Source organism: Amycolatopsis sp. NPDC054798 (genome assembly GCF_053611505.1).
In genome coordinates, this window is sequence record NZ_JBSHAM010000051.1 from 14,697 (window position 1) to 33,791 (window position 19,095).

Here is a 19,095-nt window from a genome sequence, read left to right on the forward strand (position 1 = left end):
GCGTGTGGACGATACGGTCCCGTCCCGTGTACGTTGTCGTTGAGACGGTACCGTCTCGTCCGTTCCTGAGGAGGGGCCCGATGACACTCATCGATCACGCACTCGAGCTGCTGGTCCAGCACGACATGGCCGGATTCGTGCAGCTGTTCGCCGAGGACGCCGTGCTCGAGTTCCCGTTCGCCGCGCCCAGCGAGCCCGCACGCGTCGAAGGCCGCGCCGCGCTGGCCGAGTACCTGCGGAACTACCCGAACCTGTTCGACGTCCGCGAGGTCGCCGCCAAGACCGTGCACCAGACGACCGATCCGGAGGTCTTGATCGCGGAGTTCGAACTGGCCGGCATCGCGGTCGCCACGCAGAAGCCGTACCGCCTCGGCTACGTCGTCGTCCTGACCGTCCGCGACGGCCTGATCCACCGCTACCGCGACTACTTCAGCCCGCTCGCCGTGATCGACGTTCTCGGGGTGCCCGGTGTCTGACGTTCTCGTGCTCGGCTCGACCGGCACCACCGGCAGCCGCGTCGTGCGCGGTCTTCACAACGCCGGGGCGTCGACTCGGGAGGCGACCCGCAACCCGGTGAAGCCTGGTCAGATCCGGTTCGACTGGGACGACCCCGCGACGTACGGCCCGGCGCTCGACGGAGTCTCGGCGGTCTACCTGATCGCCCCGGTCGCGGCCGAGCCGCAGCCGCTCGTCGAGGAATTCCTCAAGCACGCGCCAGAGGCACGCGTGGTCTTGCTCAGTTCGTCCGCCGTGGACGAAAACACGCCGGTGGTGGGCGCCCTGCCGGGTCTCGTCCGCCGCCAGCCCGGCTGGGCGGTGCTGCGGCCGTCGTGGTTCATGCAGAACTTCACCGCCGGGCACCTGGTCGGCGACAGCGCCCGCGCGGGCCGGATCGTGACCGCGACCGGCGACGCCAGGGTGGCGTTCGTGGACGCCGGAGACATCGCCGCGGTCGCCGTTCGCGCGCTGCTCGATCCGGAACCGCACAACACCGACCACCTCATCACCGGCCCGCGTGCGCTCAGCTACACCGAGGCGGCCGGGATCGTCGGGAAACAGCTCGGCCATCCGGTCGTGCACGCCCCGGTTTCCACCCATGAATACCAGCGGTTCCTGGTCCGCGACGGCCTCCCGGAGTCCTACGCCGAAATGCTCGCCTTGCTGGACGAGGCGATCCGCGGCGGGGCCGAGGACCGCGTGACCGACACCGTCGAGCGGGTCGCCGGACGACCCGCCCGTGACTTCCGCACCTTCGCGAAAGAGGAGATCCGATGAAGCAGCTGCTGTTCGAAGACGACCCGCAATTCTGGTTCGAGACGCTGATCGCGCTGGGCCAGATCGCCTACGGCGGCGCGGATTTCGGCGAGGTCGTCACGATCGCGTCGAACATCAAATCCGGTGACTACGACAGCTGGCACGACGCGTGGCTCGCCGGTGCCGAGCGGCTGTACGCCGAAGCCGCCACCATGCACCCGATCAGCGCGCGCGACGCGTACCTGCGCGCCTCGACGTACTACCGCCGCGCCGAGTTCTTCTTGCACGGCAACCCCGACGACCCGCGGATCAACTACGCCTACGAGCGCAACGTCGAGTGCTTCCAGCGCGCGGTGGAGACGATCGACAACGTCGAACGGATCGAAATCCCCTACGACGGCCACGTCCTGCGCGGCTACTTCTACCGCGCTCCCGGCGACGGGCCGAAGCCGCTTCTGGTGGCGCACAACGGTTTCGACGGCAGCGCCGAGGACCTGCACTTCATGGGCGCGACAGCGGGCCAGGAACGCGGCTACCACGTGCTGACCTTCGACGGCCCAGGCCAGCCGAGCGCCGTGCATCGCGACGGGATGCAGTTCCGCCCGGATTGGGAGCACGTCGTCGGCCAGGTGCTCGACTACGCCCTCGCCGACCCGCGCGTGATCCCGGAGAAGGTCGCTCTGATCGGCTGGAGCCTCGGCGGGATGCTCGCGCCGCGCGCCGCCGCCTTCGAGCCTCGGCTGGCGGCCGTCGTCGCGGTGGACGGGCTCTTCGACGCGGGCGCGACTTTCGTGCACCAGCTCCCGTGGGACCGCGACGAGATCGTCCGCCGGGCGAACGCGCCGGAGGATCCTGAACTGGACGCCTTTCTAGCCGGCGCGAAGGAGCAAAGCCCGACCGTCCGCTGGGCTCTGGGCCACGGCCGCTACGTGATGGGCGGCGCGACTGACCGCGAGTTCCTGGCGAAGTACCTCGAGTACAACCTCTACGACGGTGTGGCCGAGCGCATCACCTGCCCGTCGCTGATCTGCGACGCTCCGGAGGACCTGTTCTTCACCGGCCAGCCGCAGCAGCTGTACGACCGGATCAGCGGCCCGAAGAAGCTGCTGAACTTCACCGCGGAGGAGGGCGCGGACGCACACTGCCACGTCGGCGCGATGCGGCTCGCGAACGGCCGCATCTACGACTGGCTGGACGACGTTCTCTGAACCGGGGGTCAGGATTCCAGGGCCAGTGCCGCGCTGAACCCGATCAGCGCGGTGCCGGTCGCCCCGTCCAGTGCGCGGCGGACCTTGCGGCGGCTGAGCCACGCGCGGACCCGGTGCACGAAGAACAGGAGGACCAGCAGCCAGATCGTGCCCAGCACGGCGACCGTGTAGGCGAGCAGCAGCGCGTCCCAGGTCGTTGTGCGCACGGGGTCGAGGAACTGCGGCAGCACCGACAGGTAGAGCACCAGCACCTTGGGGTTCGTGATGTTCGACAGGAACCCCTCGCGCCAACGCCGGAAACCGCTGGTGCGCTTGCGCTGGGTGTCGGCGACCGTGTCGTAGTTCCCCCGCCACGCGCCGCGCAGCGCCTGGAAGCCGAGGAACAGCAGGTAGGCCGCGCCGAGCCACTTGAGCGTGAGGAACACCGGCTGCGAGCGGGCGATCACGACGCCGAGCCCGAGCGCCGCGGCGGTGCCCTGCACCGCGTTCCCGGCGAGGATGCCCGCGGTGGCCAGCAACCCGCCGCGCGCCCCGCCGGACAGCGCGTTCTTCAGCATCACCATCGTGTCCGGCCCCGGCGCGAGCACGATGAGGACCACGATCACCAGATAACTGCCGTATCCGCTCCACGTCACGTCTGACCACGGTAGATCCCGGATCGGCTGAGGTCTCGCCAATTTTGGTCACAGTGGTTCCGGCGGACAGGCAACCCGGGCGAACCGGACGGCGTGCACTCCGGGAACGAGGAGGGCGTCATGTACCCACTGGCCGAAGGCGAACAACTGCTCTGGTCCGGGCGGCCGCAGCGGTACGTGCGGCGCTACCGCGACTACCACAACTACCTCATGGTGGCGCTCCTGATCGTCGGCGGCGCGACGCTGGCCGCGACCTTCGACCTGAGCCACGGCGGCGTGATCGGCTGGGGGGTGGTGCTCGGTCTGCTCGCCGGCACCGCGCGCGAACGCAACCGCGAACGCCGCGGCTTCGTCGCCGTGACGACCTATCTGGTCACCGACCGCAGGCTGATCTTCGTGTCGGAGTCGCCGCCCGGCGTCGAGTTCCGCTGGGTCCAGCTCGCCGACCTCCGCCCGCCGCGAGTGCGCGACCACGGGGACGGCACCGGCACGATCGACTTCCGCCCCACGGTCACCGAGTGGCTGCGGGACCAGGGTTACCGGTCGCGGCCTGTCTGGTACCCGATCCTGCCGGAGCTGATGGCCGTCCCGCACGCCGCCCAGGTCGCCGACCTGATCGCCCGGAACGCTCCGCGCGCCCCGGTCGTTGGGTGAAACATGCTGATGACCTTGCTGGGTCTCTCGCTGCCGGTCGCCACCATCGTGCTGCTGATCGTCGGCGGCTGGGAGCTGCGCCGGAAGAGCAAGCCGTCCCGGCTCAAGGCGCGGCTGTCTTCGACCTACCTCGACGAGGTCACCGCGTTCCTCTACGGCACCAAGCGCAACGAGCTGGAACACCGGGATTCGGTGGAGATGACTCTCGAAGAGGACGCGCAGGGAGCGCCGCCGCTGGGTACGGTCGATCTCGACCGCGGTGTGGTGGTCGTCCGGCCCGGTACGCCAACCGGGCGTGGCCGAATCCACTCCGCCGATTAAGTTACCGGCGGGTACACTCGGGCGGTCGTCTCGGCGAAGAGAGGTGCACCGTGCCGTACCCCACCGACCACGAGCGCGACCGGCCCTGGGTCATGCGCACCTACGCGGGCCATTCGTCCGCCGCCGCGTCCAACGAGCTGTACCGGCGCAATCTCGCCAAGGGGCAGACCGGGCTGTCGGTCGCCTTCGACCTTCCGACGCAGACCGGTTACGACCCGGACCACGTGCTCGCGCGCGGCGAGGTCGGCAAGGTCGGGGTGCCGGTTTCGCACATCGGCGACATGCGGCAGCTGTTCGACGGCATCCCGCTCGCCGAGGCGAACACCTCGATGACCATCAACGCGCCCGCGATGTGGCTGCTCGCGCTGTACGTTTCGGTGGCCCGCGAGCAGGCCGAAGCCGAGGGCCGCGACGTCGACGAGGTGCTGGCCAAACTCACCGGCACCACGCAGAACGACATCATCAAGGAATACCTGTCCCGAGGCACCTACATCTTCCCGCCCGGGCCGAGCCTCCGGCTGATCACCGACATGATCGCGTGGACCGTGCACCACGTGCCGAAGTGGAACCCGATCAACATCTGCAGCTACCACCTGCAGGAAGCGGGCGCGACGCCGACGCAGGAGGTCGCGTACGCGCTGTGCACCGCGATCGCCGTGCTGGACGCGGTGCGCGACTCCGGCCAGGTCGACCAGGCCGACATGGAGAAGGTCGTCGCGCGGATCTCGTTCTTCGTCAACGCGGGCGTCCGGTTCGTCGAAGAGATGTGCAAGATGCGCGCGTTCACGCAGCTGTGGGACGAGCTGACGCGCGAGCGCTACGGCGTCGAGAACCCGAAGGCGCGAAGGCTGCGGTACGGCGTGCAGGTGAACTCGCTCGGGCTGACCGAGGCGCAACCGGAGAACAACGTCCAGCGGATCGTCCTGGAAATGCTGGCGGTGTCGCTTTCCCGCGGCTCGCGGGCGCGGGCGATCCAGCTGCCGGCCTGGAACGAGGCGCTCGGGTTGCCCCGGCCGTGGGACCAGCAGTGGGCGCTGCGGATGCAGCAGGTGCTCGCGTTCGAGACGGATCTGCTGGAGTACGAGGACATTTTCGACGGCTCGCACGTCGTTCAGGCCAAAGTGGACGAGATCGTCTCCGGTGCGCGCGAGGAGATCGCGCGGGTGCAGGATCTCGGCGGCGCGGTGGCCGCGGTCGAGAGCGGCTACATGAAGTCGCAGCTTGTTTCGTCGCTCGCGGAGTACCGGCGGGGGATGGAGAACGGCGAGCGGATCCTGGTGGGGGTCAACAAGTTCGAGACCACTGAGCCGTCGCCGTTGCAGGCTGAAGGAGCCAAGGCGATCGAGACGATCGACCCGGCGGTGGAGAAGGCCGCGGTCGCCTCGGTGGAAAAGTGGCGCGAGGAACGGGACAACGCCGCGGTGGCCGAGGCGCTCGCCGCGCTGAAGGCCAAGGCGTCCACTTCGGACAATCTGTTCGAGGTCACTGTGGACTGTGCGCGGGCAGGTGTGACGACCGGGGAATGGTCGGGTGCGCTGCGCGAGGTTTTCGGGGAATACCGTGCGCCCACTGGGGTTTCCGCGGCTGCGGCAGCGGGACAAGGGGACCCGGAGCTGGAGCGCGTCCGCGAACTGGTCCGCCGCACGGAAACCGAACTGGGGGAGCGGCTGCGCATCCTGGTCGGCAAGCCCGGCCTGGACGGGCACTCCAACGGTGCCGAGCAGGTCGCGGTGCGGGCTCGCGACGTCGGGTTCGAGGTGATCTACCAGGGCATCCGGCTGACCCCGGACCAGATCGTCGCGGCCGCGGTGCAGGAGGGCGTGCACGTGGTCGGGCTGTCGGTGCTGTCCGGATCGCATCTGGAGGTCGTGCCGCTGGTGGTCGACGGCCTGCGCGCGGCAGGGGCGGGGGACATTCCGGTGATCGTGGGCGGCATCATCCCGCCGGACGACGCCGCGCTGCTGACCGAACGCGGGATCGCGCGGGTGTTCACGCCCAAGGACTACGAATTGACCGACATCATGGCCGGTATTGTGGAATTGGTCCGGGAGCGGCACGGGCTGAGTTCCGAATAGGCGCGGGCGGGGTTTCGGCTCGTCGCCTGGCGGCGACATTGCTGCGGTGTCGTGAGCGGGTGCCCCGAAAGTGATTGTGACGACGGCGCGAGGGTGCTTGGTAAGCACCCTCGCGCCGTGTTTTTGGCTCCGTATCGGGGTGCGGCGGCGGGTGTGGCTGCTCTGGTGAGTTGGGTGCGCAGGCCGAGATCGGGCTGGTGGGGCGCGGGACTTGGGCGCAGTGGCGGGTCGGGGTCGCGGGTGGCTGTCGGGTGGCGGGGTTAGTGCACCAATGTGGCATTGGGCGCGTGGGATGCACCGAATGCCACATTGGGTGCATCGGACGAGGGTCGGTTGGGGGCGGGTCGTGAAGGGTTCCTTGAGGGAATCCAAGGCTGAAGGTTCCCCTCGCGGACAGCGGAGGGTCGTGAGGGAATCAGGGGCGGTGAAGGGTCCCCTCACGGAACGGTGGCCAGGATTTCCTTGGTGGACTTGACGGTCGCGAAGCGGTCGCCGTGCAGGTTCGTCGCGGTCGCGCGGTACAGCTCGTCGGCGGTGAGGACGGTGCCGTCCGGGCCTTCCAGGTCGAAGGTGAAGGTCGCGTCCAGTGCGAAAGTCACGTCGTAGCCCAGGTTTCCGCCCATGCGCGCGGTGGTTTCGCAGCAGAAGTTGGTCTGGATGCCAGCCAGGACGAAGCTGGTGATGCCGCGGGTTTTGAACCACGCGTCCAGGTCGATGTCGCCCAGGAACGCCGAGTTCACCTTCTTGCCGAACACCAGGTCCGGCCGGGCGCCGTCGAGTTCGGGTTTGAAATCGTTGCCGGGCTGGCCGGGCCGCAGCGGCGAACCGGGCGCGACCGAATCGTGGTGCACGAGCACGACCGGGTCGCGCCGGTCCTGCCAGGCTCGCAGCAGCGCCTTGATGTTCGTTTCCGCGCCGGGGTTGTTGCGCGGTCCCCAGAACGCGGCGTCGTCGAAGCCGCGCTGGACGTCGATCAGCAGGAGTGCGGTGGTCATGGCTCGATTCTGTCCCGGGGAGCGCGCCGACGGGGAGTAGCACAAGACGCGCGATGCGGTACTTTTCTGCCATGCGCACGATCGGGGTGCTGCTCCTGCCCGGCAGCCGGATGTTCGACCTGGCGGTGATCGCGGAGGTGTGGGCGCAGGATCGCACCGACAGCGGCGTCGGCCCGTTCACCGTGCGGGTCTGCGCGCCCGGGCGAGGGCGTACTCGGGTGTCGCCGCTCGGGGAAGTCGTTGCGACGCATGGTCTTTCCGGCTTGGCCGACTGCGACCTGATTCTCGCCCCAGGGCGCGACGATCCGCTGGCTGAAGTGCCCGCCGCCGCCCGCGCCGCGCTTCGCCGGGCTCATCGCGCCGGTAAGACGGTCGCCGGACTTTGCTCCGGAGCCTTCACCCTCGCCGCTGCCGGGTTGCTCGACGGCCGCCCCGCGACCACGCACTGGCGCGACCTGGACGCACTCGCGACGGCAGCGCCAGCCGCCGACCTCCGCCGCGACGTGCTGTACACCGAACAGGACGGCGTCCTCACGTCCGCAGGCGTCGTCGGCGGCCTCGACCTCTGCCTGCACCTGGTCCGCCGCGACCACGGCGCAGAGGTCGCCGCCCGCCTCGCGCGCCGTCTCGTCATGCCCCCGGTTCGCGAAGGCGGCCAACGCCAGTACGCCGAATCCCCGTTGCCAGCCAGCGCTTCCCGTCCCGGCATATCGTCCACTATGGACTGGGCGATGACCAGGCTCGCGGACGAGATCGGCGTCCCGGACCTGGTCGAACACGCCGGGATGAGCACCCGGACCTTCCACCGCGAGTTCGCCGCGGCCACCGGCAGCACTCCCGGCCGGTGGCTGCTCGTCCAGCGGGTGCAGCACGCGCAACGGCTGCTGGAAACCACGGACCTGCCGGTCGCCCGGGTGGCCGAACGCGCGGGCCTCGGCAGTGCCGCGAATCTGCGCCGCCGGCTGCGGGCGGAGGTGGGGGTCGGCCCGGATTCCTACCGGCGTACTTTCCGCATCCCGTCGGTCGGGGTTACGGTCGGGGCATGGGCGAGTACGAGCACATCCTCGTAAAGCGGGACGGGGACACCGTCACCATCACGATGAACCGCGCGGCACGGCGCAATTCGCTGTCCGCCGAGCATCTCGGCGAACTGCTGGCCGCGTTCCGCGAGGCAGGCGAGTCCGACGCGACCGGCATCGTGCTGGCCGGCGCGGGACCGGTGTTCTCCGCCGGGCACGACTTCGGCGACGTCGCCGCCCGCGACCTCATGGGCGTGCGCGAACTGCTCACCCTGTGCACGACGCTGATGCGGACGATGGAATCGGTGCCGCAGGTGGTGATCGCGCGGGTGCACGGCCTGGCGACCGCCGCGGGCTGCCAGCTGGTGGCGTCGTGCGATCTGGCGGTCGCGGCGGAGTCGTCGGGCTTCGCCCTGCCAGGCGGGAAGGGCGGCTGGTTCTGCCACACGCCCGCGGTGCCGGTGGCGCGCGCGATCGGCCGGAAACGCTTGATGGAACTGGCTTTGACCGGCGACGTGATCGACGCCGCGACGGCGCTGGACTGGGGTTTGGTCAACCGGGTCGTCCCGGACGCTTTCCTGGACGAGGCGGTCGCGGACCTGCTCGGCCGCGCGACCCGCGGCAGCCGGGCGAGCAAGGCGATGGGGAAGCAGACCCTGTACGCCCAGCTGGATCGGCCGGAAGCGGACGCGTACGCGATCGCCGTCGAGGTGATGGCGTCGGCGTCACAACTGCCGGGCGCGCGCGAGGGGATGGCGGCGTTCCTGGAGAAGCGCAAGCCCGACTGGACGGATTGACCCCGCTCCCGCACCTTGGCCCCATGCCGCCCCAATGCGGCATTGGGTGCATCGCACGCACCGAACGCCACATTGGGTGCATCTGACGCACCCAATGTGGCATTGGGGCGGCGCGCCAAGCAGCCAGCGCTCAGCGGCGTTCGTGCAGCAACAGCAACGTGTACGCCGCCACCGACTGCGCGTCCGAAATTTCCCCGGTGGAGATCATCTTCTCCACGTCGGCCCGGCTGAACCACGCCGTGCGCATGTCCTGTTCCTCCAGCTCCCGCTCCGGCTCGCCCTCCACCAGCCCGGTCGCGAGATACACGTGCCCGCGCTGGCTGGCCAGCCCCGGCGCGACGTCGAGCATCCCCAGTTCGGTGAACGCCGACGCGCGCAATCCGGTCTCCTCCCGCAATTCCCGCTGGGCCAGCTCCGCGGGCGGGGTCTCGGCGAGGTCGGGCGCGGTGCCCTGCGGGAATTCCCACCGCCGCATCCCGAGCGGGTACCGGAACTGCTCGACCAGGTGCAGCCGGTCGCCGTCGAGGGGGATGACCAGTGCGTAGGTCGGTTTGTCGACGACGCCGTAGATGCCTTCGCTGCCGTCGGCGCGGCGGACGGCGTCCTCCCGCACCGTCATCCAGTTGTTCCGATACACCTCACGGGTCGCGACACGCTGAATGGGGTCCACCTCGCCAGTATCGCCGAGCCTGTCCTACCCTCGGCGGGTGCGTCTCGTGCTCCCCTCTCAGCAAGCCAGCCCGCTCCGTGCGGGGCGGGTCCGATGAGGCTCGTCGTCGCCCGGTGCCAGGTCGACTACGTCGGCAGGCTGACCGCGCATCTCCCGATGGCCAACCGCGTCCTGATGGTGAAGGCCGACGGTTCGGTGCTCGTGCACTCCGACGGCGGCTCGTACAAGCCGCTGAACTGGATGTCGCCGCCGTGCTGGCTGATCGAGGACCCGGACATCTGGACGGTCCAGAACAAGGCGGGCGAGAAACTCGTCATCACCATCGCCGAGGTCATGCACGATTCGAAGCACGACCTCGGCGTCGATCCCGGCCTGCAGAAGGACGGCGTGGAAGCGCATCTGCAGGAACTGCTCGCCGAGCACATCAAAACCCTCGGCGACGGCTACACCCTGGTCCGCCGCGAGTACCCGACCGCGATCGGCCCGGTCGACATCATGGCCCGCGACGCAGACGGCGGGTCGGTCGCGGTGGAGATCAAACGCCGCGGCGAGATCGACGGCGTCGAGCAGCTGACCCGGTACCTCGAACTGCTCAACCGGGATCCGCTGCTGGCCCCGGTCCAGGGCGTTTTCGCGGCTCAGGTGATCAAGCCGCAGGCGCGCGTCCTCGCCGAGGACCGCGGGATCCGCTGCGTTGTCCTGGACTACGACGCGTTGCGCGGCACGGATTCGGACGAGTTCCGGCTTTTCTAAGAGGGTTACGCCGCGATCGGCCGCTGGTAGCGCAGGGCCTGGGTCGCGACCCGCGCGCCGAGGTGGCGCGCCGTCGTGAGGTCCGCCGCGTGGACGGCGTCCGGGCCCTGGTCGTTCCAGGTCTGCGCGCCCGCGCCGAGGTAGAACCCGAGCCGGTTGTCGTCGTGTTCGCTGCCGGTGGTGGTGTTCCAGCCGGGCATCAGGCCGAGGCTGACCCAGTGCATGCCGTGCTGCGCGGCGAGCAGCGCCAGGTACTGCAGCGTGTGCAGCTTGTCGCCGCTCATCGATCCGGAGTTGGTGAACCCGGACGCGAGTTTGTCCAGCCAGCGCTGGCTCATCCAGCGCTTCGAAGTCGCCTCGGCGAAGGCGTGGAACGCCCCGGACGCCGATCCCATGTAGGTCGGGGTGCCGAAGATGATCGCGTCGCTGGCGTCGAGGGTGTCCCATTTCGCGTCGGTCAGGTCGGCTACATCGACCAGTTCGGCGCGGGTCCCTGGCACTGACTCGACACCGTCGCTGACGGCCTTGGCGAGTTCGAGGGTGTGTCCGTAGCCGGAGTAGTAAGCGATGGCGACGTGAACGGAGGGCATGTCGGATCCTTTCGGGGTGTGGGGCTGGAACTCGCGTGAGTTCGCGGTTTCGGTCATGTCCGGGTAGCGGTCGCCGGCGACCTGCCCGGAGATCGGGTCCAGCCGGGCGAGTTCGCCGGCGGTGAGGGTGATTTCGAGGGCGGCCAGGTTTTCCGCCAGCCGCGCAGGCGTGCGGGTGCCGGGGATCGGCACCACCGCCAGGTCGTGCACGAAGGCTTGGCGATGCAGCCAGGCCAAGGCGATCTGAGCCATCGACGCACCGCGAGCTTCGGCGATCTCGGCGACGACGGCGAGCAGTTCGGCGTTTCGCTCGGCGTTGCCGCCGGTGAAGCGGGGGAACCCGGCACGGACGTCGTTGCCTGGCAGCCGGGAGGGCAACGCACCGGTCAGGACACCCCGCCCGAGCGGCGAGTAAGGCACGACGCCGACGCCGAGTTCAGCGGCGGCAGGCACCAGGGTCCGCTCGATGTCGCGGGTGAACAGGGACCACTCCGACTGCACGGCAGCGATCGGGTGGACGGCGTTGGCTTCGCGCAGTTCGTCGCCGGTGACCTCGCTCAGGCCCAGGTAGCGCACCTTGCCTTGCGTCACCAGTTCGGCCATCGCGCCGATCGAATCCGCCAGCGGCACCGACGGGTCACGGCGGTGCAGGTAGCAGAGGTCGAGCACGTCGAGCCCGAGCCGGGACAGGCTGCCGTCGACGGCGCGGCGGAGGTAGCCGGGATCGTTGCGCACGGACATCGAACCCTCGGCGCCGCGGACGCTGCCGACCTTCGTGGCGATGACGACCTGCTCGCGATGAGCCCGCACGAACGGGCCGAGGAATCGTTCGTTTTCGCCGCGGCCGTACATGTCCGCTGTATCGAACATGGTCACGCCTCGCTCGAACGCGGCCTCCAGCGTCGCGCGAGCGGCGGAGACGTCGGTGTCTCCGTAGAACTCGCTCATTCCCATGCAGCCGAGGCCCTGCGCCCCCGCGGTCAGACCCCCGCTGCCGAGCTGGATCCGCTCCAGCTTCTTGTCAGCCATTTCAGCTCCTCAGGTTGTTGACGTTGATAACGCTATGACCGTGACATCGTCATTGTCAACGTCAACGAGATTCTGTTATCGTTGGCATATGGCACCCCACGACCACCGCGAGCGCATCCTGGGCGAAGCGGTGAAATTGCTGGCCGAGGCAGGACCGTCGGGGCTGTCCACGCGAGCGGTCGCGACGGCGGCCGGAGTGCAGACTCCGACGCTGTACCGGCTCTTCACCGACAAAGACGGACTGCTCGACGCCGTGGCCAGCTTCGGTTTCGAGAGCTATCTCGCGGAGAAGCGGGCGTTCGAACCCAGCGAGGACCCGGTCGAAGACTTGCGCCGAGGCTGGGACGTGCACGTCGCGTTCGGGCTGGCCAACCCCGCGATCTACACGTTGATGTACGGGAATGTCCGGCCGGGCAGGCAGCCCGCCGCGGCGGTGGAAAACCGGGCCATCCTGCGCGGCATGCTCGAACGCGCCAACGCGGAAGGACTGCTCCGAGGATCGGTCGAGGCGGCCACCGTAGCCATCGAGGCGTCCACGACCGGCGCGGTTCTGCTTCTCCTTGCCCAGCCGGAAGAAGCGCGAGACGTCCAGTTGATCCGGCCGTTGCGCGACATCGTCCTCGACGCGTTGACGGAGCGAGCCGCACCCGAGGATCGCTCGCCCATCGCCGACCGCGCGCAGGCCCTGCTCGGGATCGTCACCCCCACCAAAGACGCGGACCCGGTGACCGACGCGGGCTTCAGCGTCTTCGAGGCCGGTCTGCTGCGCGAATGGCTGGCACGGCTCGACAACGCCAGTCGATGAGATGAGAAAGGGCTCCCGACCCAGGTCGGGAGCCCTTCGCTCAGCACGTTCGGCCCGGCGCGATCGCCGGCGAATTCGTCAGATCGTCGAACCGGGTTGCGGAGCAGCCGGTCCCGCCGCGCCCCGGCGTTGCGCCGCCTTCGCCTCGAACCAGGCCTTCACCTGCGCCTGGAACAGCGTCGACACCACCAGTCCGGCCAGCACCAGTCCCACGAGCGCCTGCGGGCTGCCGGACACCAGGTTGATCAAGCCGCTGATCGCGGAGAGCACCTCGCACGCCAGCAGTGCCCACCGGCCCCAGTCGTAGCCGAGCAGGATCGCGATGCCGGACGCCAGCAGGCCGGCGGCGAAGAGGTAGGACAGGAATTCGATCAGGTACAGGACCCCGGCCGGGTCTTGGCCGTGGTCCACCCATCTCGCGATCTCCACCTGGGCGAGGACGCCGTACAAGCCGTTCAGGAGCGCCTGCAGGAACACGAACACGAGCGCGCCGCGCAGTCGTCCGGGCATGCGGAGGGCGGGGGTGGGGTTGGTCATCTGGGGAGAGTCCTTTCCGAGGTGGTCGAAGGGTTTCGGGATCTTATGGGCGGCGGAGGGGGACGCTCCTGAATCGGGTGAATCTGTGACCATGGCGAGTCCTTGCCTGGCGAAGCGACAGGACTCAACACGGGTGCGTCGGGGCAGGCGGAATGCACAGGTCAGCGGCAGGTTGGTGAAAAACCGAGGTGTCGGGGTGCCTCTTCGGAATCCATGCAGTACTGTGCCGGTCTGACAGGAACGATGGTGTTTTCTGTGTGAGAATGTTTGATTCGGAGGTGGCAGGGGTGCCGTTCCTCGCCGACGCGAACTTGCGGCTCGACGCGAGTCCGATCGACTACATCGAGTTGGCGTTCTATTTCGTCCTGGTGCTCGGCATCGGCTATCTCGCGCGAAGGCAGGTGTCGAGCAGTCTCGACTTCCTGCTGTCGGGCCGGTCGCTGCCTGCGTGGGTCACCGGTCTGGCGTTCATTTCCGCGAACCTCGGCGCGGTCGAGGTCATGGGCATGTCCGCCAACGGCGTCCTCTACGGCCTGCCGACCGTCCATTACTTCTGGATCGGCGCCATCCCGGCGATGCTGTTCCTCGGCCTGGTGATGATGCCGTTCTACTACGGCTCCAAGGTCCGCAGCGTCCCCGAGTTCATGCGCCGCCGGTTCGGCCCGGCCGCACATCTCGTCAACGGCATCAGTTTCGCCGCGGCGCAGATCCTCATCGCCGGTGCGAACCTGTTCCTGCTGGCCAGCGTCGTGAACCTGCTGCTGGGCTGGCCGCTGTGGCTGTCGATCGTCATCGCCGCCGCCATCGTGCTCGGCTACACCGCGCTGGGCGGGCTGTCCGCCGCGATCTACAACGAGGTGCTGCAGTTCTTCGTGATCGTCGTGGCGCTGCTGCCGCTCACCATCGTCGGCCTGGTCAAGGTCGGCGGCTGGCAGGGCCTGGTCGACAAGATCACGCACAGCCCGGGCGGCTCCGAACAGCTGCACTCGTGGCCGGGCGACAACCTGACCGGCTTCGGCAACAACTTCCTGTCCGTTCTCGGCATCGTGTTCGGTCTCGGCTTCGTGCTGTCCTTCGGGTACTGGACGACGAACTTCGTCGAGGTCCAGCGCGCGATGGCGTCGAAGAGCATGTCGGCCGCCCGGCGGACGCCGATCATCGGCGCGTTCCCGAAGATGCTGGTGCCGTTCATCGTCATCATCCCCGGCATGATCGCCGGCGTCGTGGTGCCGGAGTACTTGCAGGACAAGGGACTTCTGCTCGCGGACAAACCGGCCACGAGCGGGGTCACCGCGAACAACGCGCTCCTGCTGCTGATGCGCGACCTGCTGCCCAACGGCATCCTCGGCATCGCGATCGCCGGTCTGCTCGCGTCGTTCATGGCGGGCATGGCGGCGAACCTCAGTTCGTTCAACACCGTCTTCACCTACGACATCTGGCAAACGTATGTGAAGAAGGACAAGCCGGACGGCTACTACCTGAACCTCGGCCGCAAGACCACGGTCGTCGCGACCGTGCTGGCCATCGGCACCGCGTTCGTCGCGTCGCAGTCCGCGAACATCCTGACCTACCTGCAGGACCTGTTCTCCTTCTTCAACGCGCCGCTGTTCGCCACGTTCATCCTCGGCATGTTCTGGAAGCGGATGACCGCGGCGGCCGGGTGGACCGGCCTGGTGGCCGGCACCGCGTCGGCGATCACGATCTGGGCGCTGTCGCAGGCGGACGTGCTCTCGCTCGCCGGGCAGGGCACGAGCTTCGTGGCCGCGGGCACCGCGTTCGCCGTCGACATCGTGGTGAGCGTCGGGGTTTCGCTGGCCACCCAGCCGAAGCCGGAGGCGGAGCTGGTCGGCCTGGTCTACTCGCTCACGCCGCGCGACGCGCTCAAGCACGACGCGACCGGCGAGAACGCGGGCTGGTACCGCAAGCCGGGCCTGCTGGCCGGCATCGTCCTCGTGATCACCATCGTGCTGAACATCATCTTCTGAGGAGGCCCGCATGACCGAGAAAACCTCGCGGCCGCACAAGGCGGGCGCCTTCGACATCCGGTTGATCATCGCGCTGCTGCTCGGCGTCTACGGCGTGATCCTCACGATCATGGGCGCAGGGTTCACCAGCGACGACGATCTGAAGAAAGCCGCCGACGTGAACATCAACCTGTGGTCGGGCATCGGCCTGCTGGTGGTGACCGCGTTGTTCGTGCTGTGGGCGGTGCTGCGGCCGCTGGTCGTGCCGCCGTCGGAGGAAACGACGGAAACCTCACCCGCCGAATAACCGGGTTGCGCCCACGTCCGGCGGCCCGGCCCGCTAGGTTGCCGGACGTGGTGCACGATCTCCGGTTCGGCCGGTTCCTGAAGCTGTCCGCCCTGGTCGCCGCGGGCGCGGTCGCGATGTCCGCGCTGTCCGCGTGCGGCGGCCCGAATCTGGGCAAGGAGAACTTCGCGCGCACGACCGTCCCCGCCGCCGGGGACAGCGGCGCGACGTCCGGCCCGATCACCGATCCCGCGGTCGCCCCCGCCGTCCTGCGCGACGTGCTGCCGTGCCAGTTCGTGGACAAGACCGCGATGAGCCCGCTCGGCACTGTGCAGGGCGAGGCGCGGGCGTCGAGCACGCAGTTCGACTCCTGTGTCGCGAAGGCGACCGACCCCGGCGGCAAGGAAATCCGGGCGAGCGTCGACGTCGGCGGCATCGTGACGTTCGCGTCGGACAAGACGACCGGTGCGGTCGGCGGGCTGCCGCAGGTCGAGGTGCCCGACGTCGGCGGAGGGTCCGGCTGCGTGGTCAGCGCGCTCACCGCGCGGAACCCGGCCTTCGGTGTGTCGTTCCGGATCGACTACACCGGCGGCGACGCCTGCGCCGCCGGCCGCAAGCTCGTCGCGACGGCCGTCGAGAAGCTGCACAACAACCCGCAGAAGTACACGCCCGGCCCGGGCACGCTGCTCGCCGTCGACCCGTGCACAGTGCTCGACACGGCCGCTGTGGACGGCGTCGTGAAGGGCGGGAAGCCGCGGCCGTCCGGGCTGCACTCGTGCGATTGGGGCCTCATCCCGAGCGTCCGGGTGACGATGTTCCCCGGCGTCGCGCCGACCGAGGGCGACGGCTGGCTGAAGGCCGACGTCGGCACCCCGAACCAGGCGTACTCGAAACAGGGCGGCACCGGGTCGAGCTGCCAGGTCAAATGGCAGCACCGGCAGTGGAAGGAAGACCGCGTCGAGGTCGTCCAGCTGGAGTACACGAACTCCGACGCGCAAGCGGACAAGGACGACCCGTGCGGCAAGACCGTCGGGCTGGCCAAGCAGCTGGCCGGGAAACTGCCCGCGGCGTGACCAGGGGGCGCTTTGCGGCGCGCCCGGCGACCTCATAGGTTGGGGTCGTCCACGACGCCGAGGTGCCGGAGGCCCGCCATGAAAAAGATCATCAACGATCCGGCTGCCGTCGTCGCCGAATCCCTGAGAGGGCTCGCGGTCGCGCACGCGGACCTGCTGCGCGTGCGCGACGATCCAGCGCTGGTCGTGCGCGCGGACGCGCCGGTGGCGGGCAAGGTCGCGGTGGTTTCCGGCGGCGGGTCCGGGCACGAACCGCTGCACGGCGGGTTCGTCGGGCCGGGGATGCTCGACGCCGCGGTGCCCGGGCCGGTGTTCACGTCGCCGACCCCGGACGCGGTGCAGGCGGCGCTCGCGGCCGCCACCGGTCCGGCCGGGGCGCTGCTGATCGTGAAGAACTACACCGGCGACGTGCTGAACTTCGAGACCGCCGCCGAACTGGCCGCGGCCGAGGACCTGGACGTGCGCAGCGTGGTCGTCGACGACGACGTGGCGGTCAAGGACTCCACGTTCACCGCCGGACGGCGCGGCGTCGGCGGCACCGTGCTGCTGGAGAAGATCGCCGGCGCGGCAGCCGAGCGCGGCGATGCGCTGGACGCGGTGGAAGCGTTGGCGCGCAAGGTGATCGGGCAGGTTCGGTCTATCGGGGTGGCGCTGTCCGCGCCGACCGTGCCGCACGTCGGCGAGCCGAGTTTCGACCTCGGCGAGGACGAGATCGAGTTCGGCATCGGCATCCACGGCGAACCCGGCCGCGAGCGGATCCCGGCCGAACCGGCGGACGCGCTGATCGCGCGGATGGTCGAGGCGGTGGTGTCCGACCTGCCGTTCTCCTCCGGCGACAAGGTGCTGCTGTTCACCAACTCGATGGGCGGCACCCCGCAACTGGAGCTGTACCTCGCGCACGGGATCGCCGAGCGGCTGCTGGCCGAACGCGGGATCCTGGTCGAGCGCAGGCTGGTCGGCCCGTACATCACGAGCCTGGAAATGCAGGGCATCAGCCTGACCCTGCTGAAACTGGACGACGAGCTTACGCAGCTGTGGGACGCGCCGGTGCGCACGCCCGCGCTGCGGTGGGGGATCTGATGGCCTGCACTGCCGAAGGAGTCGCGGCCGCGGTGCGCGCCGCCGCCGAGACGATCGCCGAACATCGCGCCGAATTGGTGGAACTCGACCGGGCGATCGGCGACGCCGACCACGGCGAGAACATGAACCGGGGCTTCGCCGCGATCGTCTCCGCGCTGGACACCGCGGTGCCGGAAACGCCGGGCGGGGTGGTGAAACTCGCTGCCACCACACTGATTTCCAAGGTCGGCGGTGCGGCTGGGCCGCTTTACGGCACGGCCTTCCTGCGCGCGTCGGCGAAGCTCGGCACCGCGGCGGAGATCGACGTGCCGCTGCTGCTGGACGCGCTGCGGGCGGCCCTGGAGGGTGTGCAGGCGCGCGGCAAGGCGGTGGGCGGCGACGCGACGATGGTCGACGCGCTGATCCCGGCCGTTTCCGCGGCCGAGGGCGCCGCGGACGGCACGATCGCCGACGTGCTCGCCGCGGCCGCCGACGCGGCGGACCGCGGCGCGGAGTCCACTGTGGACTTGGTGCCGCGCAAGGGCCGTGCTTCTTACCTCGGGGAACGCGCGATCGGGCACATGGATCCGGGTGCCCGTTCGACGGCGTTGCTGCTGCGCGCGTTCGCGGAGGCGGCCCGGTGACCGTCGGAATCGTTCTTGTGTCGCACAGCGCGAAACTGGCCGAAGGCCTGGCCGAACTGGCTGCCCAGATGGCCCCGGACGTCCGGATCGTCCCGGCGGGCGGGCTGCCCGACGGCGGCGGCATCGGCACCGACTACGACGAGGTCGTCGCGGCCACCCAGCGCGCGGACTCCGGCGACGGCGTGGTGTTGCTGTACGACCTCGGCAGTGCGCAGATGACCGCTGAGCTGGCGGTGGAATCGCTGGCCGATCCCTCTGCCGCGGTGGTGGTCGACGCGCCGCTGGTGGAGGGTGCGGTGGCCGCGGCCGTCGCGGCGCAGGGCGGCGCGGACCGCAAGGCTGTCGGCGAGGCCGCGGCGAGTGCCGGTGCCGCGCCCGACCTGTCCGCGGCAGAGCCTTCGGCGGCTGGCGAGGAAGGCGTGGTGGAGAAGGAATTCACGCTGACCAACGACGTCGGGCTGCATGCGCGTCCGGCCGCGGTCGTGGTGCGCAGCCTGGCGGGATTCGAGGCCGAGGTGTCGATCCGGCTGGGCGAGCAGGAGGCGGACGCGCACAGCGTGCTGGCGCTGATGTCGCTCGGCGCGCGCCAGGGCGACCGGATCGTCGTGCGGGCCCGCGGGCTGCAGGCTCCGGAGGCGGTCGCGAAGGTAGCCGAGCTGGTGGAGGCGAACTTCGGGGAGTGACCTGCGGGTTTCCGACCGGGTGACTTCGTCGGCACTGACTCGAT

21 protein-coding genes are annotated in these 19,095 nt (G+C 69.4%); 16 read left to right on the plus strand and 5 right to left on the minus strand.

The genetic code is table 11. The features are described from left to right. Positions 1–80 precede the first annotated feature (80 nt). From ACWGIC_RS27765 to ACWGIC_RS27775, 3 genes are read left to right on the plus strand one after another with little or no spacing between them, the layout of a single operon-like run. Positions 81–476, plus strand: coding sequence for a nuclear transport factor 2 family protein (locus ACWGIC_RS27765; protein ID WP_452078864.1), 396 nt, complete (start codon positions 81–83; stop codon positions 474–476). After that, on the plus strand, positions 469–1,275 hold the full coding sequence (locus tag ACWGIC_RS27770) for an ergot alkaloid biosynthesis protein (RefSeq protein WP_452078865.1): 807 nt from the start codon (positions 469–471) through the stop codon (positions 1,273–1,275). The genes ACWGIC_RS27765 and ACWGIC_RS27770 overlap by 8 nt, the downstream gene beginning before the upstream one ends. Next, a complete protein-coding gene (locus ACWGIC_RS27775; RefSeq protein ID WP_452078866.1) occupies positions 1,272–2,462 on the plus strand; it encodes an alpha/beta hydrolase family protein in 1,191 nt (396 codons plus the stop codon). The genes ACWGIC_RS27770 and ACWGIC_RS27775 overlap by 4 nt, the downstream gene beginning before the upstream one ends. An 8-nt stretch (positions 2,463–2,470) precedes the next feature. On the opposite strand, the gene ACWGIC_RS27780 is transcribed toward ACWGIC_RS27775, so the two are convergent. Next, entirely contained in the window at positions 2,471–3,097 is a 627-nt protein-coding gene (locus tag ACWGIC_RS27780; protein WP_452078867.1) for a LysE family translocator, read from the minus strand. 120 nt (positions 3,098–3,217) lie between these two features. Between ACWGIC_RS27780 and ACWGIC_RS27785 the strand changes: the two genes are divergently transcribed. From ACWGIC_RS27785 to ACWGIC_RS27795, 3 genes are read left to right on the plus strand one after another with little or no spacing between them, the layout of a single operon-like run. Further along, a complete protein-coding gene (locus ACWGIC_RS27785; protein ID WP_452078868.1) occupies positions 3,218–3,751 on the plus strand; it encodes a hypothetical protein in 534 nt (177 codons plus the stop codon). A 9-nt stretch (positions 3,752–3,760) separates the two neighbouring features. Further along, positions 3,761–4,072 carry a DUF6191 domain-containing protein gene (locus ACWGIC_RS27790; RefSeq protein WP_452078869.1) on the plus strand — a complete coding sequence of 104 codons (312 nt, stop codon included), beginning with the start codon at positions 3,761–3,763 and terminating at the stop codon, positions 4,070–4,072. Between the two features lie 50 nt (positions 4,073–4,122). Further along, positions 4,123–6,147, plus strand: a complete 2,025-nt coding sequence (locus tag ACWGIC_RS27795; RefSeq protein WP_452078870.1) for a protein meaA — start codon at positions 4,123–4,125, stop codon at positions 6,145–6,147. 437 nt (positions 6,148–6,584) lie between these two features. On the opposite strand, the gene ACWGIC_RS27800 is transcribed toward ACWGIC_RS27795, so the two are convergent. Continuing rightward, positions 6,585–7,142, minus strand: a complete 558-nt coding sequence (locus ACWGIC_RS27800) for a cysteine hydrolase family protein (protein ID WP_452078871.1) — start codon at positions 7,140–7,142, stop codon at positions 6,585–6,587. A gap of 71 nt (positions 7,143–7,213) precedes the next feature. Between ACWGIC_RS27800 and ACWGIC_RS27805 the strand changes: the two genes are divergently transcribed. Continuing rightward, the gene (locus ACWGIC_RS27805; protein WP_452078872.1) at positions 7,214–8,212 is read left to right on the plus strand and encodes a GlxA family transcriptional regulator; all 999 of its coding nucleotides are present in this window, start codon (positions 7,214–7,216) and stop codon (positions 8,210–8,212) included. Then, positions 8,185–8,958: an enoyl-CoA hydratase-related protein gene (locus tag ACWGIC_RS27810; protein ID WP_452078873.1), complete on the plus strand. Its 774-nt coding sequence runs from the start codon at positions 8,185–8,187 to the stop codon at positions 8,956–8,958. Before ACWGIC_RS27805 ends, ACWGIC_RS27810 begins: the two co-directional genes overlap by 28 nt. Before the next feature lie 130 nt (positions 8,959–9,088). On the opposite strand, the gene ACWGIC_RS27815 is transcribed toward ACWGIC_RS27810, so the two are convergent. After that, positions 9,089–9,628 (minus strand): NUDIX domain-containing protein, encoded by a 540-nt coding sequence (locus tag ACWGIC_RS27815; protein ID WP_452078874.1) that lies wholly within the window; start codon positions 9,626–9,628, stop codon positions 9,089–9,091. A gap of 93 nt (positions 9,629–9,721) precedes the next feature. Here ACWGIC_RS27815 and nucS point away from each other — a divergent pair, with 93 nt between their 5' ends. After that, positions 9,722–10,381 (plus strand): endonuclease NucS, encoded by a 660-nt coding sequence (nucS, locus tag ACWGIC_RS27820; RefSeq protein WP_452078875.1) that lies wholly within the window; start codon positions 9,722–9,724, stop codon positions 10,379–10,381. A 5-nt stretch (positions 10,382–10,386) separates the two neighbouring features. Here nucS and ACWGIC_RS27825 read toward each other — a convergent pair whose 3' ends face one another. Then, positions 10,387–12,000, minus strand: coding sequence for an aldo/keto reductase (locus tag ACWGIC_RS27825; RefSeq protein ID WP_452078876.1), 1,614 nt, complete (start codon positions 11,998–12,000; stop codon positions 10,387–10,389). Between the two features lie 88 nt (positions 12,001–12,088). Here ACWGIC_RS27825 and ACWGIC_RS27830 point away from each other — a divergent pair, with 88 nt between their 5' ends. After that, positions 12,089–12,805, plus strand: coding sequence for a TetR/AcrR family transcriptional regulator (locus ACWGIC_RS27830; RefSeq protein ID WP_452078877.1), 717 nt, complete (start codon positions 12,089–12,091; stop codon positions 12,803–12,805). Between the two features lie 78 nt (positions 12,806–12,883). Here ACWGIC_RS27830 and ACWGIC_RS27835 read toward each other — a convergent pair whose 3' ends face one another. Next, positions 12,884–13,342, minus strand: a complete 459-nt coding sequence (locus ACWGIC_RS27835) for a hypothetical protein (protein WP_452078878.1) — start codon at positions 13,340–13,342, stop codon at positions 12,884–12,886. A gap of 287 nt (positions 13,343–13,629) precedes the next feature. On the opposite strand from ACWGIC_RS27835, the gene ACWGIC_RS27840 reads away from it, so the two are divergent. From ACWGIC_RS27840 to dhaM, 6 genes are all read left to right on the plus strand, one after another. Further along, positions 13,630–15,327 carry a sodium:solute symporter family protein gene (locus ACWGIC_RS27840; protein WP_452078915.1) on the plus strand — a complete coding sequence of 566 codons (1,698 nt, stop codon included), beginning with the start codon at positions 13,630–13,632 and terminating at the stop codon, positions 15,325–15,327. A gap of 10 nt (positions 15,328–15,337) precedes the next feature. After that, positions 15,338–15,613: a hypothetical protein gene (locus ACWGIC_RS27845; protein WP_452078879.1), complete on the plus strand. Its 276-nt coding sequence runs from the start codon at positions 15,338–15,340 to the stop codon at positions 15,611–15,613. Between the two features lie 47 nt (positions 15,614–15,660). Further along, complete coding sequence (locus ACWGIC_RS27850) at positions 15,661–16,665, plus strand: hypothetical protein (protein WP_452078880.1); 1,005 nt, start codon at positions 15,661–15,663, stop codon at positions 16,663–16,665. A gap of 78 nt (positions 16,666–16,743) precedes the next feature. Further along, complete coding sequence (dhaK, locus tag ACWGIC_RS27855; RefSeq protein WP_452078881.1) at positions 16,744–17,745, plus strand: dihydroxyacetone kinase subunit DhaK; 1,002 nt, start codon at positions 16,744–16,746, stop codon at positions 17,743–17,745. After that, positions 17,745–18,368 carry a dihydroxyacetone kinase subunit DhaL gene (dhaL, locus tag ACWGIC_RS27860; protein WP_452078882.1) on the plus strand — a complete coding sequence of 208 codons (624 nt, stop codon included), beginning with the start codon at positions 17,745–17,747 and terminating at the stop codon, positions 18,366–18,368. Before dhaK ends, dhaL begins: the two co-directional genes overlap by 1 nt. Continuing rightward, positions 18,365–19,051 carry a dihydroxyacetone kinase phosphoryl donor subunit DhaM gene (gene dhaM, locus ACWGIC_RS27865; RefSeq protein ID WP_452078883.1) on the plus strand — a complete coding sequence of 229 codons (687 nt, stop codon included), beginning with the start codon at positions 18,365–18,367 and terminating at the stop codon, positions 19,049–19,051. The genes dhaL and dhaM overlap by 4 nt, the downstream gene beginning before the upstream one ends. Positions 19,052–19,095: the final 44 nt, after the last annotated feature.

Bases quoted from the DNA above. Each gene is read 5' to 3' on its own strand.
- ACWGIC_RS27790 (WP_452078869.1), top strand. From the start codon at position 3,761: ATGACCTTGCTGGGTCTCTCGCTGCCGGTCGCCACCATCGTGCTGCTG.
- dhaK (WP_452078881.1), top strand. From the start codon at position 16,744: ATGAAAAAGATCATCAACGATCCGGCTGCCGTCGTCGCCGAATCCCTG.
- ACWGIC_RS27800 (WP_452078871.1), bottom strand. From the start codon at position 7,142: ATGACCACCGCACTCCTGCTGATCGACGTCCAGCGCGGCTTCGACGAC.
- ACWGIC_RS27830 (WP_452078877.1), top strand. From the start codon at position 12,089: ATGGCACCCCACGACCACCGCGAGCGCATCCTGGGCGAAGCGGTGAAA.
- ACWGIC_RS27810 (WP_452078873.1), top strand. From the start codon at position 8,185: ATGGGCGAGTACGAGCACATCCTCGTAAAGCGGGACGGGGACACCGTC.
- ACWGIC_RS27775 (WP_452078866.1), top strand. From the start codon at position 1,272: ATGAAGCAGCTGCTGTTCGAAGACGACCCGCAATTCTGGTTCGAGACG.
- ACWGIC_RS27805 (WP_452078872.1), top strand. From the start codon at position 7,214: ATGCGCACGATCGGGGTGCTGCTCCTGCCCGGCAGCCGGATGTTCGAC.
- ACWGIC_RS27825 (WP_452078876.1), bottom strand. From the start codon at position 12,000: ATGGCTGACAAGAAGCTGGAGCGGATCCAGCTCGGCAGCGGGGGTCTG.
- ACWGIC_RS27845 (WP_452078879.1), top strand. From the start codon at position 15,338: ATGACCGAGAAAACCTCGCGGCCGCACAAGGCGGGCGCCTTCGACATC.
- dhaL (WP_452078882.1), top strand. From the start codon at position 17,745: ATGGCCTGCACTGCCGAAGGAGTCGCGGCCGCGGTGCGCGCCGCCGCC.
- ACWGIC_RS27785 (WP_452078868.1), top strand. From the start codon at position 3,218: ATGTACCCACTGGCCGAAGGCGAACAACTGCTCTGGTCCGGGCGGCCG.
- ACWGIC_RS27835 (WP_452078878.1), bottom strand. From the start codon at position 13,342: ATGACCAACCCCACCCCCGCCCTCCGCATGCCCGGACGACTGCGCGGC.
- ACWGIC_RS27765 (WP_452078864.1), top strand. From the start codon at position 81: ATGACACTCATCGATCACGCACTCGAGCTGCTGGTCCAGCACGACATG.
- nucS (WP_452078875.1), top strand. From the start codon at position 9,722: ATGAGGCTCGTCGTCGCCCGGTGCCAGGTCGACTACGTCGGCAGGCTG.